Raw genomic sequence first — 16,102 nt, 5'->3', positions numbered from 1 at the left:
ACGGGGCGGTCCGGTGACGTGTGACCGCCTGCAGCCCCGCTCTACCCGCAGGAGCACCGTGGCAACTGGCCGAACTCACCGACCGGCGACCCGTAGCCGAGGAATTCCCGAGGCCACCGTCGCCCGGCTTCCGCTGTACCTTCGCGCGCTGACCGCACTGTCGGAGCGCTCGGTTCCCACGGTCTCCTCCGAGGAACTCGCGGCCGCGGCGGGGGTCAACTCCGCGAAGCTGCGCAAGGACTTCTCCTACCTGGGTTCCTACGGCACCCGGGGCGTCGGCTACGACGTCGAGTATCTCGTCTACCAGATCTCCCGCGAACTGGGCCTGACCCAGGACTGGCCGGTCGTGATCGTCGGTATCGGCAACCTCGGCGCGGCACTGGCCAACTACGGCGGGTTCGCCTCCCGCGGTTTCCGGGTCGCGGCGCTCATCGACGCCGACCCGGAGATGACCGGACGGCAGGTCGCCGGTATCCCGGTCCGGCACAGCGACGACCTGGAGAAGATCATCTCCGACAACGGCGTCTCCATCGGGGTCATCACCACCCCGCCGGGCGTCGCCCAGCAGGTGTGCGAGCGTCTCGTCGCCGCCGGCGTCACCTCCATCCTGAACTTCGCGCCGACCGTGCTGTCCGTCCCGGACGGCGTCGACGTGCGCAAGGTGGACCTCTCCATCGAGCTGCAGATCCTCGCCTTCCACGAGCAGCGCAAGGCCGGTGAGGAGGCCGCGTCGAACGACGGCGCCGCCCCCGCCCCCACCGCGCGTCGCGTGGAGGCCACCGACCAGGAACCCGACGGGGACGTACCCGCCGTGATGCCGGCATGAGTCTCCTCGTCGTCGGGCTGAGCCACCGCAGTGCCCCCGTGAGCGTCCTGGAGCGGGCCGCGCTCTCCGCGGACGCCCAGGCCAAGCTGCTGCAGGACACCGTCGCCGCCGAACCGGCCACCGAGGCCGGGGTGCTCGCCACCTGCAACCGCATAGAGCTCTACGCCGACGTGGACAAGTTCCACGCCGGTGTCGCCGAGCTGTCCACGCTGCTCGCCCAGCACAGCGGCGTCGGCCTGGAGGAGCTCACCCCCTACCTCTACGTGCACTACGAGGACCGCGCCGTCCACCACCTTTTCTCGGTGGCCTGCGGACTGGACTCGATGGTCGTCGGCGAGGGGCAGGTCCTCGGCCAGATCAAGGACTCCCTGGCCCGGGCCCAGGAGCTGCACACCGCCGGACGGCTGCTGAACGACCTGTTCCAGCAGGCCCTGCGGGTCGGCAAGCGGGCCCACTCCGAGACCGGCATCGACCGCGCCGGACAGTCCCTGGTCACCTTCGGCCTGGAGCAGCTCGCGGCCGGCGGGGACGTCGGCGCGTGGGCGCGGGGCAAGCGCGCCCTGGTCATCGGCGCCGGCTCCATGTCCTCCCTGGCCGCCGCGACGCTGGCGCGCGCCGGCGTCGCCGAGATCGTCGTCGCCAACCGCACCTTCGACCGCGCCGAGCGCCTCGCGCAGATCCTCGCCGAGAACGGCGAGCCGGTCATCGTCTCCCGGGCCGTGCCCATGGAGTCGGTGCCGGCGGAGCTGGCCCGCGCCGACGTCGCCGTCTCCTGCACCGGCGCGACCGGACTCGTCCTCACGGCGGAGGCGGTCGCCGCCGCCGTCGAGGGCCGTACCGCGGCGCCCGTCGCACCCGTCGACGGCGACCGGCCGGAACACGCGGACGTACGGCCGCTGCCGCCGACCTCCGTGGGAACCGACGAGGGCTGTCCGCTGGACCTCTCCGCCGTGCAGCCCGGCTTCTCCCCGATGGGGGAGGCCGCCGTGGCCGGCATGGACGCGGCCACGCTGGAGCAGCACGCCGCCTGGGCGGCCGGTGCGGCCGTCGACCGCCGGGAGACCGTGCGCCGGCCCGAGGCCGACGCCGAGCTGATCACCGCGCTGGCCGCGACCGCCGCCACCGTGGGCCGCATCCCCGAGCGGCGCAGGCCCGAGCCCGGCCCGGTGCCGGTGCGGCCCGAGCCGGCGTTGTTCCTGCTGGACCTGGCGATGCCGCGGGACGTCGACGCGGCCGCGCACCGGCTCGCCGGGGTGCGGCTGGTGGACATCGAGTCGCTCGCCGAGGCCTCCGCGGACGCGCCGATGGCCGCCGACGTCGACCAGGTGCGGCGGATCGTCTCCGACGAGGTCGCCGCGTTCGGCGCCGCGCAGCGCGCCGCGCACATCACCCCGACCGTGGTCGCCCTGCGCGCCATGGCCGCCGACGTCGTCGCCGGCGAGATCGCCCGGCTCGACGGCCGGCTGCCCGGCCTGGACGACAAACACCGTGCGGAGATCACCCAGACCGTGCGGCGCGTCGTCGACAAGCTGCTGCACGCGCCGACCGTACGGGTCAAGCAGCTCGCCGCCGAACCCGGCGGCGCCGGATACGCGGACGCGCTGCGGACCCTGTTCGACCTCGACCAGGAGACGGTGGCCTCCGTCTCGCGCGCCGAGGACAGCACCGAGAAGAACGCAGAGAACCGAGGGCCGGCATGAGCGGCATGAGTACGAACGCACTGAGGCTGGGGACCAGGCGCAGCAAGCTCGCCATGGCCCAGTCGGGGCAGGTGGCGGACGCCGTGAGCCAGGTGACCGGCCGGTCCGTCGAACTCGTGGAGATCACCACGTACGGCGACACCTCCCGGGAGCACCTCGCGCAGATCGGCGGCACGGGCGTGTTCGTCACCGCGCTGCGCGACGCGCTGTCGCGAGGAGAGGTCGACTTCGCGGTTCACTCGCTGAAGGACCTCCCGACCGGGCAGCCCGAGGACCTGGTCCTGGCCGCGATACCGCAGCGCGAGGACCCGCGCGACGTCATCGTCGCCCGGGACGCGCTGAAGTTCACCGACCTGCCGCGCGGGGCGCGCATCGGTACGGGTTCGCCGCGCCGCACGGCGCAGCTGAACGCGTACGCGCGCGGCCACGGGCTGGACATCGAGACCGTGCCGATCCGGGGGAACGTCGACACCCGGATCGGGTACGTGCGCGACGGCGAACTGGACGCGGTCGTGCTGGCCGCGGCCGGGCTGAACCGCATCGGCCGCAGTGACGAGATCACCGACTTCCTGTCGGTCGACACCGTCCTGCCCGCTCCCGGCCAGGGAGCACTGGCGATCGAGTGTGCCGCGGGCAACGCGGACCTGATCGCCGCGCTCGGCGAACTCGACGACCCCTTCACCCGGGTCGCCGTGACCGCCGAACGGTCCCTGCTCGCCGCCCTGGAAGCCGGTTGCAGCGCCCCCGTGGGCGCGCTGGCCGACTTGCTGGCCGACGGGCAGATCGTCAAGGAAATGCGCCTGCGGGGCGTCGTCGGCACCCCCGACGGTTCCCGCACGGTGCAGCTGTCCACCACCGGTCCCGTGCCCGAGACGCACGACCGGGCAATGGCGCTCGGCCGCGAACTCGCCGCCGAGATGCTCGCCCAGGGCGCGGCCGGTCTGATGGGGGAGCGAGCACAGTGAGCCCCACCACTCTTCCCGCCGCTCCGGAACACGGGCACGTCACCTTCCTGGGTGCCGGACCCGGGGATCCGGGACTGCTGACTCTGCGCGCCGTGGAGGCGCTGGCGAACGCGGACGTCCTCGTCGCCGAGCACGAGGTGCTCGACGTCGTGCGCACGCACGCCCGCCCCGGCGTCACCGTCGTGCACGCGGAGACAGGCCCGGCCTCGGGTCCGCTTCCGGGCACGGGGGCGCCGCACCCGACGCTCGTTGACGTCGCGTCAACAACCGCCGGGAGCCCCGCCGTGCGGGATGCCGCACATCTTGTCATGGAGGCCGCGCGGGGCGGCAGGCGGGTCGTCCGTGCGGTGTCCGGGGACCCGGGACTTGATACGTACGCGGCCGAGGAAATGCTCGCCTGCGCGGCGGCCGGTGTTCCCTTCGAGGTCGTCCCCGGCATCGCGGCCGCCGTCGGCGTGCCCGCGTACGCCGGTGTGCCGCTGCGCGACGCGCAGGGCGCGGACGTCCGGTTCGTCGACGCGCGGACCGCCTCCGACCGGTGCTGGACCGAGGTCGGCGTGTCCGACGGGACCGTCGTCGTCTCCACGACGCTGGACTCCGTGGCCGCGGCCGCGGGGGAACTGGTCGCGGCCGGGCGCAAGCCCGACACCCCGATGACGGTCACCGTCGCCGGTACGACGACCCGGCAGCGGACCTGGAACGCCACGCTCGGGACCATCGCGCAGACGCTGAAGCAGGCGAAGGTGCTGCCCTCGCCCGAGGGCGGCCGGCCGGTCATAGCCGTGGTCGGCGAGCGTTCCGCCCCCGCCCAGCGCGACCAGCTCGCGTGGTTCGAGTCCAAGCCGCTGTTCGGCTGGAAGGTGCTCGTGCCGCGCACGAAGGAGCAGGCGGCGTCGCTCTCCGACCAGCTGCGCTCCTACGGCGCCGTGCCGCACGAGGTGCCGACCATCGCCGTCGAGCCGCCGCGCACGCCCCAGCAGATGGAGCGGGCCGTCAAGGGCCTGGTGACCGGGCGGTACGAGTGGATCGCCTTCACCTCGGTGAACGCGGTCAAGGCCGTGCGGGAGAAGTTCGAGGAGTACGGGCTCGACGCCCGCGCCTTCGCCGGGATCAAGGTCGCGGCGGTGGGCGAGCAGACGGCCAAGGCGCTGGTCGCCTTCGGCGTGAAGCCGGACCTGGTGCCCAGCGGCGAGCAGTCCGCGGCGGGCCTGCTGGAGGACTGGCCGCCCTACGACCCGGTCTTCGACCCGATCGACCGGGTGTTCCTGCCGCGGGCCGACATCGCCACCGAGACGCTCGTGGCCGGGCTCATCGAGCTGGGCTGGGAGGTCGACGACGTCACCGCCTACCGGACCGTGCGGGCCTCGCCGCCGCCGGCCGAGACGCGGGAGGCGATCAAGGGCGGCGGTTTCGACGCCGTGCTCTTCACGTCGTCCTCCACCGTGCGCAACCTCGTCGGCATCGCCGGCAAGCCGCACAACGTGACGGTGATCGCCTGCATCGGTCCGGCGACCGCGAAGACGGCCGAGGAGCACGGGCTGCGGGTGGACGTGATGGCCCCGGAGCCGTCCGTGCACAAGCTCGCGGAGGCGCTGGCCGAGTTCGGCCTGCGGCGCCGCGCCGCCGCCCGGGAGGCCGGCGACCCGGTCAGCCGGCCCAGCGAGCGGCGGCCGGGGGCGCGGCGGCGGCGGGCGACGTAGTCGCCTCGGCTCCGGAAGCACCTTGCGCGCCCCGTCGTCTCCGGTCGGAGACGGCGGGGCGTCGTGCGTGGTGCGGTACGCGTGGTGCGTGGCGTCAGTGGTCGGACGCGTAGGGCAGGAAGGCCGTCCAGGCGGTGGGGGCGAGGGCGAGGCGGGGGCCCTGGGGGTGCTTGGAGTCGCGGACCAGGATGTGGGCGGGGGCCGGGGCGACTTCCACGCAGTCGGGGCCGTCGGGCGTGCTGTAACTGCTCTTTATCCACTCCAGAGCCGGTCCGTCTTCCCTTGCAGGCTTGCGGATCATGTCTCTCCCAGCACTGTCTCGATGAAGGCCAGCGACTCCCGGGGGGCGAGAGCCTGTGCCCGGATGATCCCATAGCGAATGTCCAGGATCTGAACCTCCTTGGGGTCGGTGATCACCCGGCTGATGAGCTGGACCTCGTTGTGCCCCACAGTGCTTCCGTCCCGCAACCTGAGCAGCCTGAACGATCCGGCCAAACCGGCGTTGTCTTCGCGCTCCAGCGGCAGTACTTGAAGGTCGACGTTGCTCAACCGGCCCACTTTCAGCAGGTGTTCGAGCTGCCTGCGCATCACCATTTTGCCGCCGATGGGACGTCGCAGCGTCGATTCGCACTGCACGAAACTGAAGACGCGCAGTGGTGCCTTGCCGCCGACGATGTCCTGTCGGGCCAGGCGGGCCGCCACGTGCTGCTCAAGCTCGTCGTCGGGAAACGGAGGGCGACGGGTGGCGACCGATGCTCGAATGTACTCCTCGGTCTGCAACAACCCGTGAATCACCGAGTTGTTGTAGGCGCACAGCTCGACCGCGTCCGCCTCCAGTCTCTTCAGGTCCCGGACCTTCTTGGGATACCTGACCTCCGCCAGGTCCTCCTTCAGCGCGGCGATCCTGCCGCCCGCCGACAGGGCCTCGTCCGCGCGGTCCAGGTACTCGGGCCGGGGGATGCGCCGGCCCCGCTCCACGGCGGAGACCTGCTCCTCGCCGTACCCGATGGCGGCCCCGAACTCGGCCTGGGTGAGGCCTGCCGACTCCCGCCACAGCTTCAACTGCCGCTGGACGGTCCTCATCACCGCCCCGGCCTCCTCGTCGTCCTCCGGTCCCGCGTCCCATGCGCTCACGTCCGCCGTCCTCCCGTCGCGCCCTTCCCGGTCCAACCCCGGCGCCCGCCCGCGGTCACCCCGTACGGCCCGGACAGAACCGGACACCTCACGGACAGACACCGTCCGCACGGCCCGCGATCCTTCACAGGTTACGCACGCGTGACGACGCTGAGTGACGTGAATCAGCAATCCGTGCGTACACCCCTCCGTCAGTTCTCTGTCCCGCTCTCCGCCACCCGTCGCGGAGCCCGTCTCGCCCGCCTCCTCGCCGCCGAGCAACTGGAGGCCTGGGGGCTGCCGTTGGATCCGGCCCGGCTCGTCGTGGCCGAACTCGCCGCGAACGCCGCCCTGCACGGCCGCGTCCCCGGCCGGAGCTTCCGCCTCACGCTCTCCGTCGTCGGGTCCGCGATCTTGCGCATCGAGGTCGCGGACACCCTGGGGGATCACCTGCCCGCCCCGGCGCGAGCAGATCGCGACCCCCTCGCGGAATCCGGCCACGGGCTGCTGCTCGTGGAAGAGTTGGCCGATCGGTGGGGCGTCCGATGCGGGCCGGTGCCGTGCAAGACCGTGTGGGCGGAACTGGATCTCGTCCCGTCCCGGTGAACTCCGCACCGGAGCCCGGAAACACGGGACCCGGTGCGGGGAAGGTCGGGGCCGCGGGCCGTAAAGGATCAAAGGAACCGTGGAAAAAACCCTTCCAACCAAACCAAACCCCGCGTGTGTCACTCGGGTGGGTGAAACGGGCCGTTGTGGCTGGCGTGTGCGTCGTTCCGCCGTGCACGCTCAGCACGAACGACCCCACACATGCATCGGCCCCCGCCGGGACTGCCATCCCAGTGCGAGGGCCTGACCAACGAGGAAGTACAGACCTTCCCCATGGCTGTGACAAAGACTATCGCTGCCCCGCGCCCGGCAACGGGCGTTCGGCGGAGCGCCACCCCCTCCGGTGTCACCCACGTACGTGCGTACCAGTCGAGCCGCTACACGATCATCGGCAACCACCTCGCCCAGCACCGGGCGTTGTCGCTGACCGCGATCGGACTGGCCACCCATATCCTGTCGCTGCCGCAGGGTGCCCCCGTCGACATCCGCAGCCTCGCCGACCGCTTCCCCGAGGGGCGGGACCGCATCGCGTTCGCGCTGCGGGAGCTGGAGGCGCACGGCTATCTGGAGCGGGTGCGTGAGCGCGTGGACGGGGGCCGTTTCGTCACGCGGACGTACGCGCACAACGCCCCGGCGCTGACCCGGGGGCGGGCGGAGACGCCCGGCGTACGGGACGAGCCGGCCGTTCCCGCCGCAGCCGTCGCCCCGGTGGCGTCCGTCGCCCCGTTCGCGTCCGTCGTCCCCGGCGTGCCGGTGGCCCCCGCCACGCCGGTCGCGGTCGTGGAAGCCGTAGCGGGCGGGGCGGCGGGCGATTCCGTCCCCGGAGAGGCTCAGCCGTCGCCGTCCGAACCGTCCGGACCGGGGCCGTCCGGCAGCGAGCACCGCGACAAGGCCTTCGCCCTGCTCGCGGGGCTGCGCCGCACCGACGACCGCTTCACGCTCTCCCGGAAGGACGTGGAGAGCCTCGTTCCCGCTGCCGCCGCCTGGTTCGATCACGGCGCCTCCCGGGCCGCCGTGATCCACGCCGTGACCGCTGACGTTCCCGTCCTGCTGAAGTCTCCCGCCGGGTTCCTCGCCCACCGGCTCCGGGAGGGTCTCCCGCCGCCCCTGCCGACGCCTGAGCCGCACGAGGATCTCCCTGGTGCCCCGCCACCCGCCTCCACGTCGGCCCCGCTGCCCCCTGGCTGGATCTCTGGACGGACTGCGAGGGCGGTTGTACGCGCGTCTTCCGGGAGTCGGTGCCCGACAAGTGCTGCCGGGAATGCCGTGCGCGCAGAGCGGCGGCGTCCCCGGAGCCGCCGGTCCGCACCGTCTGAGTCCTCCGCATCCGTGAGCCTTCCCGCCGACTCCCACCACTTCCGAGGAGACAGCCCGTGCCCGACGACACGACCCACTTCGCCTACGCACGCGTGTACCGAGTCCTGCTCGAAGCGGCCGACGACCTCGAGATCCTGAAGCAGGAGGGTGCTGAGGCCGGACTGGAACCCCATGCCGGTGCCGCGTTGGCGGCGGTCAGGCTCGCCTCGGCCGTGCTGTTCCCCGCCGTGCCCTGCCAGGCGCCGCCCTGGTCCCAGGACACCGACCGGCTGCTGGACCTGTGCGTCAACTGGCGTGACGCCGCGTTCGGGGTGGGGGAGTTCGCGCCGGAGCCCGCGCTGCGCGTCGTCCCCGGCGAGGGCGGCGGCGAGGGCGGCCGGTCGGCGTCCACGTGAGACCGGGACGGCGACGGCCCTCACGGTCGGAGGTGATCGTGAGGGCCGTCGCCGATGCCGTGGAGCCGGGTCCGTGGGCTACTTGAGGTAGACCAGCCCGTCCGTCGTGATCGTCGGGCGGCCGCTGGTGCCCACCACGACGATCTTGACCGTGTGCTTGGCGCTGCCCGACCAGGTCTTCGTCCAGATCGCCTGGCGGTAGAGCGTGGTGGCGGACTTCAGGTCGACCGTCGCGGTCCTCACGCCGTCGACGTAGACGTACGCCTGGCCGGAGCTGGCCGCACGGGAGACCGTCCAGGCGGCGGAGCGGCCCGTGAAGGTCCAGGTCAGGGACGCGCCCTTCGTACCGCTGGAGTACGACTTGCCGCCGAGGTAGCTGGAGCCGGAACGCGAGGTCCAGCTGCCGGACCTCGTCGCGGAGGTCTCCTGGAGGATCACCGGGGTCGAGGAGGCCGAGACCGTGCGGTAGTTGCCCGCGTAGTCGTAGGCCCGCATCGACCAGGTCGTCGCGGTGGCCGGCCTGGCGGTGCGGCTGGAGGCGGTGACGGTCGGGCCGAAGGTCGCGGTGGTGGGCGACAGCAGCCGCACGGAGCGCAGCGCCCGGTCGTCGGTGGCCTTCCAGGCCAGGGTGACCGGGACGGCGGTGGCGCCGACGGTGCCGGTGCGCAGGGACAGTTTCGGGGCGGTGGGGAACAGCGGTGCCGTGGCGTCCGCCACGACGCTCAGCGCGGTGGTCGTCGTGGCCCTGCCCGACTGGTGCACGGCCCGTACGGCGAGGGTGTGGCCGCCCGCCGGCAGGACGGCGCTCGCGGACGTGGCGGTGCCGGCGGCGGTGGCGACGGCCCTGCCGTCGGCCAGCAGCTCGAACTTCGAGATCAGCGCGGTGGGCGTGGCCGTCGCCCACGTCACGGTGACGGCACCCTTGGTGTAGTACGTCGAGCCCGTCAGGCTGGCGCCGCCGGCCACCGAGGTGACCTTCAGCCCCTGCACGGGTCCGGCCGCCAGGGCGCGGACGGCCGGCAGCTGGTCGTAGAGCAGGCCGCCCGGGCACTCGGTGTTGTAGCCGTCGCGGTGGCCCGATATCCGGTCGAAGGTGTAGCGGCCGCCCGTGGTGAAGGACGTGCCGGACAGGTTCTTCTGCGTGGCGCCCGCGGTGAGTTCGACGGTCCCGGCCGGGTCGGCGCCGTACTGGCCGAGCTTCCAGGCCGCCAGGCGGGCGACGGAGGTCAGCGTGGCGTCGGTGGCGGCCGTCCGCGTCTGGTCGCCGATGACGGCGACGGCCTCGGACTCGCGGTTCCAGCCGTAGGTGTGGGCGCCGAACACCGGCAGGTCCGTGCCGCCCCTGCGACCCTCGTAGAGGGTGCCGCACTTGTCGACGAGGAAGCTGTAGCCGATGTCCTTCCAGCCGAGGACCTGCACGTCGTACGTGTAGATGCTGCGGATGACCGCCGGGGCCTGGTCGCAGGTGTAGTCGTTGCTGCCGGCCGTGTGGTGGACGAACACCACCTTGACGTCGGCGTTGTACTCCGGTGCGTCCGGGCTGATCGACTCGTCGGCGCCCCACTCGGCACGCGAGAGGATCGGCGGCCGGGGCACGGTGGACGCCGGCGCGGCGGGCACGGGGGGCGCGGACGTGGTGGGCGACGGGCTCACGTCCGGGGACGCGGTGTCCGTCGGGGTGCTCGCGGTGGCCTCGGGCGTGGTCTCCGTCGGGGAGGCGGAGACGGTGTCGGTGGGCTCGCCGGAGGTGCCGGGGGGCGTGTCGGTGGGGTCGCCGGGGGAGGCGGACGGGTCGGTGGTCCCGGGGTCCGCGGTGCCGGGATCGGCGATGGCGGGGTCCGTGCCGCCGGGGCTCGGGTCCGCCACGAAGGCGGCGGGCTCGGCGCCGGTCCTCGTCTCGGCGCCGGTCACCACTCCCGGGTCGACCAGGTCGACCCGCAGCCCGGCGGGCAGGGCGGCGGTGGTGCCGTTCCTGCGGACGACCCGCGCCTCGACGCCGTCGGACGGGCCGACCCAGACCGGCTCGGAGGTGCCGCGCACCTTCGGGCCCGGCCGGTCCAGCGGGTCGGCGTCCAGTTCCAGGCCGCGCCAGGCGCTCCACTCTCCGGTCGCCGTGCTGCGGGTGCGCACCTGCGCGGTGCCCGCCAGCCGCCTGGCGCCCCCGGTCCAGGTGACGCCGAGCAGCGAGAACGGCTCGGTGTCCGTGCGCGGCAGCTCCCGGCGGTCGGCGGCGGCGCCCTTCAGCGCGAGGCCGTGGACCTTCACCGGCCGCTCGGGCCGGGTGCTCCGGCCGCCGGACGGGTCGGCGGAGGCGTAAGCCACCACCCCGCCGCTCCCCAGCAGCACCGCCGCGAGCGTCAGCCAGGTCCTCCTGCGCGTGCTCAGCGGTCTGTACGCCCTTGTCGCACCACGGCGTTGACGTCGACTCACGACGAAACCCCACCCCTATCTCGCGAAAACTGCCATAAAGGGCACATCCAAAAAAAGGTGGCCCATGCATACAGCGGCGGCTTGTCGCAGAGCGTCACACCCGCAGGGGAGTCGACGGTCCGGCGCGTGCGCCGGTGCGCGGCCGAGACGGGACCGACGGGGCGTCGGCAAAGGGGTGGGCGGGACGGGCGTAGCGTGGACGCATGACGACGTACGGATCCTTTCCCGGTTCGCGTCCGCGGCGACTGCGGACCACTCCCGTCATGCGGCGCATGGTCGCCGAGACCCGGCTGCACCCGGCCGACCTCATCCTTCCCGCGTTCGTGCGGGAGGGCGTGAGCGAGCCGGTGCCGGTTCAGGCGATGCCCGGGGTCGTGCAGCACACCCGCGACAGCCTGAAGAAGGCCGCAGCGGAGGCCGTCGAGGCAGGGATCTCCGGAATCATGCTCTTCGGGGTGCCGGAGGACTCCAAGAAGGACGCCCTCGGGACCACGGGCACCGATCCGGACGGCATCCTCCAGGTCGCGCTGCGGGACGTGCGGGCCGAGGTCGGGGACGATCTGCTGGTGATGTCCGACCTCTGCCTCGACGAGTTCACCGACCACGGGCACTGCGGGGTCCTCGACGAGCAGGGCCGGGTCGACAACGACGCCACCCTGGAGCGGTACGCCGAGATGGCGCAGGTCCAGGCCGACGCGGGCGCCCACGTCGTGGGGCCCAGCGGCATGATGGACGGGCAGATCGGGGTCGTCCGCGACGCCCTCGACCAGATCGGGCGGGAGGACGTCGCCGTCCTCGCCTACACCGTCAAGTACTCCTCCGCCTTCTACGGGCCCTTCCGGGAAGCCGTCGGCTCCTCGCTGCAGGGGGACCGCAAGACCTACCAGCAGGACCCCGCCAACGCGCGGGAGTCCCTGCGCGAGCTGGCCCTCGACCTCGAGGAGGGCGCCGACATGGTGATGGTCAAGCCGGCCGGCCCCTACCTCGACATCCTCGCGCGGGTCGCCGACGCGGTGGACGTGCCCGTCGCCGCCTACCAGATCTCCGGCGAGTACTCGATGATCGAGGCCGCCGCCGAGAAGGGCTGGATCGACCGCGACCGGGCGATCCTGGAGGCGCTCACCGGCATCAAGCGGGCGGGCGCGCGGAACATCCTCACCTACTGGGCCACCGAGGTGGCCCGGAACCTGCGCTGACCCGCGGGCCTGGTGACCCGCGGGCCTGGTGATCCGCGGGCCTGGTGATCCGCGGGCCTGGTGACCCGTCGGCGCGACGGCTCACCAGGCGAGCGCGTCGTCCATGCTCTGCTGCCAGTACGTCACCGTCAGCGAGCTGTCGTAGTAGACGCCCTTGGCCGGGAGCGGCGGCACCGCGGAGGCGCCGCCGTCGCTGTTCGGGGTACGGCCCTGGAAGGCGATCGTCAGCTTCTTCGCGGTCGTGCCGCCGTCGCCGCTGCCGTCGGCCGCCGACAGCAGGACGCCCGCGTAGCCGGACTCGCCGGGCGAGAGGGTCGTGACCGCCTGCGGCTTGGTCGCCTCGGCCGCTGTCGGCGCCCACTGCATCTCGTCGAAGCGGAGCACCGGGTAGTAGGTCAGGTCGCACACCTTGCTGCCGGTGTTGGTGACCGTGATCAGCATGTGGTTGAGGGGGCGCGGGACCGGCTGCGCGGTGACCTTCGTGTTCGAGCCGTTGCACAGGACGCGGTTCTCGGGGGCGTTCGGGTCCTCGTCGTCCGTGGCGGGGGCGGCGCCCGTCCCGGCGGACGTCCCGCCGGCCGGCTTGGCGCTCGATCCCGTGCCCGATCCGGTGCTTCCGGTGCCCGATCCGGTGCCCGTGCCCGTGTCGGTACCCGTGCCCGAGCCGGTGGCCGGCTTGTCGGTCCCCTGCGGCTGCGCGGTGGCCGACGACGCGGGGGTGGACGCGCCCTCGTCCTCGGTGCCCGTCCCGTTCTCGCAGGCCGTGAGCGAGAGGGCGGCGAGCGCGGCGACGGCGGGGACGAGCAGGCGGCTGGTGCGGCGGATGCGCATGGTGAATTCCTCTTGCCGAAAAGGGTGGTTGGCGTACACCGCTCGACCGGGTGCCGGGAGCGGCGTGCTTGGATGGCCACAGCTTGTGGGGAGATCCGTCCCGGCCGCCACGACCTGCGGACGATCCGGGACGCTGGAACGCCCGCAGCGGGTCTGAGCTGGGGAAACACGCCGTCCCTGGAACGCCGGGACGGGACACGAGGGGTGGACGAACGGTGGCTGCGGCCGAGTTCGCGGAACTGCTGCGAGAACTGAAGGACCGATCCGGGCTGAGCTACGGCACGCTCGCGAAACGGCTCCACATGAGTACGTCGACGCTGCACCGCTACTGCAACGGGGACGCCGTCCCCACGGACTACGCGCCCGTGGAACGGTTCGCCCGGCTGTGCAAGGCCTCGCCGGCCGAGCTGGTGGAGCTGCACCGACGGTGGGTGCTCGCGGACGCGGGACGCGGAAAGGACGCGGGGCGCGGAAAGAAGGAGAGCGGGCCGGCGGCGGTGCCGGCGGCCGGGCCGGACGCGGGGTCCGTGGAGGAGGGGAGAGGCGCCCCTGAGCCCGGCTCCGGCCCCGGCTCTGCCTCCGGCCTGGACCCCGCCCTCGACTCCGCCCCCGCCCTCGACCCCGCCCCCGGTCCTCCCCCTGAGCCCGGCCCCGAGCCGGCCGGGCTCGTCACCGACCTCGTGCGGGACGGCGTACCGCCCTCGCCCGCCGGCCGGCGCCGGGCCGTGCTGGCCGGGGTCGCCGTCGTCGCCGTGGCCGGGGCCGTGGTGCTCGGGATGCGGCTGTCCGACGGTGGGGCCGGGGACACCCCGGGCGCGCGGGGAGCCGGGGCCGCCTCGTCCGTGCGGGGGGCGGGGAGCGTGACGCCGTCCGGGAGCGGGCCGGTCTCCGCCTCGCCGTCCGCGTCCCCCTCGGCATCCGGCTCCGCGTCCCCTGCGGCGTCCCCGTCGCCCTCGGCCTCCGACGGCGGGCGGCCCGGCGCGGCCGTCGAGGACGGCACCGGCGCTCCTCCGCTCACGGTGGAGGTCCGCCCGAACGCCTGGCTGGACCCCTGCGGCCAGCGCTACCTGATCGACCGTGAGCCGGGGCGGGTCTCTCCGCCGCCCGTCGAGCAGGACGCGCCCGCCTGGGTGGCCGCGCACGGGGCCGTGTCCTCGGGGTCGCAGTTCGTGCAGGTGACCGTGCAGGGGACCGGCGAGGAGACGGTGGTCGTCGACGGGCTGAAGGTCCGCACGGTCCAGAAGCGGACGCCGCTCGCCTGGAACGACTACGCCATGGGCTATCCGGGCGTCGGCTGCGGGGGCGGGGTGCCGACCCACTACTTCACCGTGGCCCTCGACGCCGCGCGGCCGGCGCTGGTGCCGGAGGCCGGGCACGCCGACTTCCCCTTCAAGGTCAGCGAGTCCGACCCCGAGGTCTACTACATCGACGCCGACGCCTCCGCGTACGACGTGAGCTGGACGCTGGAGCTGTCCTGGTCCAGCGGGTCCCGGCACGGCACGCTGGTCGTGGACGACAAGGGCAGGCCCTTCCGCACGAGCGGCAACAACGGGCGGCCCGCGTACGAGTTCCCGCTCGGCGGGTCCGCGTGGCAGCGGACGGGGGCGTCACCGGCGTCGTAACCGTCCGGAGTCGTGGTCGTCCGCCGTCGTCCCACGCCGTCCGGCCCACGTCGTCCGGCGTCCGCATGGTGAAAAAGTATGTGTAGGTGGAAGGCATTTCCCTAGGCTGCGCGGGTGCGCGCAAGACCGTGTGCGTGACCGCCGCGCCCGCAGCCGAAGGAGCCGTTCATGACCGTCGACGCCGCCCCCGCCACAGCCGCCGAAGTCGCCGCTTCCGCACCGCTGCCGCCGCTCGCGGCGCGGGTCCGTGCCGTCGGGGGGTCGCCCGTGCGGGACATCCTCGCGGTCACCGCGCGGCCCGAGGTGATCAACTTCGCGGGCGGGCTCCCCGCGCCCGAGCTGTTCGACCGGGAGGGCGTCGCCGCCGCCTTCCGCCACGTGCTGGAGGAGACGCCGGGGCGGGCGCTGCAGTACGCCACCACCGAGGGCGAGCCCGCCCTGCGGGAACGGCTGGCGCGGCGGATGTCCGTGCGGGGGCTGCCGACCGACGCCGACGACCTGCTCGTCACCACCGGCTCCCAGCAGGGCCTGTCGCTGCTCGCCACCGCGCTCCTCGAGACCGGCGACACCGTCCTCGTCGAGGAGCCCTGCTACCTGGCCGCCCTCCAGGTCTTCGGCCTCGCGGGAGCCAGGGTCCTCGCCGTGCCCGGGGACGCGGACGGACCGGACCCCGAGGCCCTCGCCGACCTGATCGTCCGCGAACGCCCCAAGCTGTTCTACACCGTCCCCACCTTCCAGAACCCCACCGGCCGCACCCTGCCCGCCGGGCGCCGCGCCGCCCTCGCCTCCGTCGCCGCCTGGCACGGCCTGTGGATCGTCGAGGACGACCCCTACGGCGAACTCCGCTACGACGGCGAGCGCGTCCCCTGGATCGCCGCCCACCCCGACGCCCGCGACCGGACCGTGCTGCTCGGCTCCCTCTCCAAGGTCATGGCCCCCGGCCTGCGGCTGGGCTGGCTGCGCGCACCGGACGGGCTGCGCCGGGCCTGCGCGGTCGCCAAGCAGGCCGCCGACCTGCACACCCCGACCGTCAACCAGCTCGCCGCCGCGCGGTACCTGGCCGCCTCCGACCTCGACGCCCACGTGGCCAGGGTCGCCGGCGTGTACCGCGAGCGCCGGGACGCCATGCTCGCCGGCCTGCCGGACGCCCTCCCGGAGGGCTCGGTGTGGAGCCGTCCCGAGGGCGGCATGTTCCTGTGGGCCCGGCTGCCCGCGGCGTACGACACCACGGAACTGCTCCCCGCGGTGGTGCGCCAGGACGTGGCCTACGTCCCCGGCGCCCCCTTCCACGCCGGTGCCCCGGACCGCTCCACCCTCCGGCTGTGCTTCGTGACCCAGACCCCGCAGGAGATCGCGGAGGGCCTGCGGAGGCTGGGACGGGGGCTCAGGACAGAGCGGTGA

13 protein-coding genes are annotated in these 16,102 nt (G+C 73.5%); 9 read left to right on the top strand and 4 right to left on the bottom strand.

From position 1 onward, the window contains the following. Positions 1–58: 58 nt before the first annotated feature. Genes ACZ5FU_RS05620 through ACZ5FU_RS05605 form a run of 4 tightly spaced genes read left to right on the top strand, consistent with a single transcriptional unit; the run spans position 59 to position 5,191 of the window. A complete protein-coding gene (locus tag ACZ5FU_RS05620) occupies positions 59–826 on the top strand; it encodes a redox-sensing transcriptional repressor Rex (RefSeq protein ID WP_451530955.1) in 768 nt (255 codons plus the stop codon). Then, complete coding sequence (locus tag ACZ5FU_RS05615; RefSeq protein WP_451530956.1) at positions 823–2,526, top strand: glutamyl-tRNA reductase; 1,704 nt, start codon at positions 823–825, stop codon at positions 2,524–2,526. The genes ACZ5FU_RS05620 and ACZ5FU_RS05615 overlap by 4 nt, the downstream gene beginning before the upstream one ends. A 5-nt stretch (positions 2,527–2,531) precedes the next feature. Next, positions 2,532–3,491 carry a hydroxymethylbilane synthase gene (gene hemC, locus ACZ5FU_RS05610; RefSeq protein WP_451530957.1) on the top strand — a complete coding sequence of 320 codons (960 nt, stop codon included), beginning with the start codon at positions 2,532–2,534 and terminating at the stop codon, positions 3,489–3,491. Continuing rightward, positions 3,488–5,191, top strand: coding sequence for a bifunctional uroporphyrinogen-III C-methyltransferase/uroporphyrinogen-III synthase (locus ACZ5FU_RS05605; RefSeq protein WP_451530958.1), 1,704 nt, complete (start codon positions 3,488–3,490; stop codon positions 5,189–5,191). The genes hemC and ACZ5FU_RS05605 overlap by 4 nt, the downstream gene beginning before the upstream one ends. 94 nt (positions 5,192–5,285) lie before the next feature. Here ACZ5FU_RS05605 and ACZ5FU_RS05600 read toward each other — a convergent pair whose 3' ends face one another. Next, complete coding sequence (locus ACZ5FU_RS05600; RefSeq protein WP_468643249.1) at positions 5,286–5,492, bottom strand: DUF397 domain-containing protein; 207 nt, start codon at positions 5,490–5,492, stop codon at positions 5,286–5,288. Beyond that, positions 5,489–6,325, bottom strand: a complete 837-nt coding sequence (locus tag ACZ5FU_RS05595; RefSeq protein WP_468643247.1) for a helix-turn-helix domain-containing protein — start codon at positions 6,323–6,325, stop codon at positions 5,489–5,491. Before ACZ5FU_RS05595 ends, ACZ5FU_RS05600 begins: the two co-directional genes overlap by 4 nt. 174 nt (positions 6,326–6,499) lie before the next feature. Between ACZ5FU_RS05595 and ACZ5FU_RS05590 the strand changes: the two genes are divergently transcribed. Next, a complete protein-coding gene (locus ACZ5FU_RS05590) occupies positions 6,500–6,910 on the top strand; it encodes an ATP-binding protein (protein WP_469044638.1) in 411 nt (136 codons plus the stop codon). A gap of 1,373 nt (positions 6,911–8,283) precedes the next feature. Continuing rightward, positions 8,284–8,622 (top strand): hypothetical protein, encoded by a 339-nt coding sequence (locus tag ACZ5FU_RS05585; protein ID WP_469044637.1) that lies wholly within the window; start codon positions 8,284–8,286, stop codon positions 8,620–8,622. A 78-nt stretch (positions 8,623–8,700) separates the two neighbouring features. Here the strand turns inward: ACZ5FU_RS05585 and ACZ5FU_RS05580 are convergent, their stop codons facing one another. Next, positions 8,701–10,968, bottom strand: coding sequence for a peptidoglycan recognition protein family protein (locus ACZ5FU_RS05580; RefSeq protein ID WP_469044636.1), 2,268 nt, complete (start codon positions 10,966–10,968; stop codon positions 8,701–8,703). A 287-nt stretch (positions 10,969–11,255) separates the two neighbouring features. Between ACZ5FU_RS05580 and hemB the strand changes: the two genes are divergently transcribed. After that, on the top strand, positions 11,256–12,248 hold the full coding sequence (gene hemB / locus ACZ5FU_RS05575; protein ID WP_451530962.1) for a porphobilinogen synthase: 993 nt from the start codon (positions 11,256–11,258) through the stop codon (positions 12,246–12,248). Positions 12,249–12,329: 81 nt separating this feature from the next. Here the strand turns inward: hemB and ACZ5FU_RS05570 are convergent, their stop codons facing one another. After that, positions 12,330–13,079, bottom strand: a complete 750-nt coding sequence (locus tag ACZ5FU_RS05570) for a DUF4232 domain-containing protein (protein ID WP_468643240.1) — start codon at positions 13,077–13,079, stop codon at positions 12,330–12,332. Between the two features lie 215 nt (positions 13,080–13,294). Here ACZ5FU_RS05570 and ACZ5FU_RS05565 point away from each other — a divergent pair, with 215 nt between their 5' ends. Further along, the gene (locus tag ACZ5FU_RS05565; RefSeq protein ID WP_469044634.1) at positions 13,295–14,701 is read left to right on the top strand and encodes a helix-turn-helix domain-containing protein; all 1,407 of its coding nucleotides are present in this window, start codon (positions 13,295–13,297) and stop codon (positions 14,699–14,701) included. 168 nt (positions 14,702–14,869) lie between these two features. Continuing rightward, the gene (locus ACZ5FU_RS05560) at positions 14,870–16,102 is read left to right on the top strand and encodes an aminotransferase-like domain-containing protein (protein WP_468833818.1); all 1,233 of its coding nucleotides are present in this window, start codon (positions 14,870–14,872) and stop codon (positions 16,100–16,102) included.

Source organism: Streptomyces sp. NPDC031554 (genome assembly GCF_055580685.1).
The sequence above is the reverse complement of the archived record's forward strand: the minus strand, read 5'-3'. Positions and strand labels throughout refer to the sequence as shown.

Bases quoted from the DNA above. Each gene is read 5' to 3' on its own strand.
- ACZ5FU_RS05600 (WP_468643249.1), bottom strand. From the start codon at position 5,492: ATGATCCGCAAGCCTGCAAGGGAAGACGGACCGGCTCTGGAGTGGATA.
- ACZ5FU_RS05560 (WP_468833818.1), top strand. From the start codon at position 14,870: ATGACCGTCGACGCCGCCCCCGCCACAGCCGCCGAAGTCGCCGCTTCC.
- hemC (WP_451530957.1), top strand. From the start codon at position 2,532: ATGAGTACGAACGCACTGAGGCTGGGGACCAGGCGCAGCAAGCTCGCC.
- ACZ5FU_RS05570 (WP_468643240.1), bottom strand. From the start codon at position 13,079: ATGCGCATCCGCCGCACCAGCCGCCTGCTCGTCCCCGCCGTCGCCGCG.
- hemB (WP_451530962.1), top strand. From the start codon at position 11,256: ATGACGACGTACGGATCCTTTCCCGGTTCGCGTCCGCGGCGACTGCGG.
- ACZ5FU_RS05615 (WP_451530956.1), top strand. From the start codon at position 823: ATGAGTCTCCTCGTCGTCGGGCTGAGCCACCGCAGTGCCCCCGTGAGC.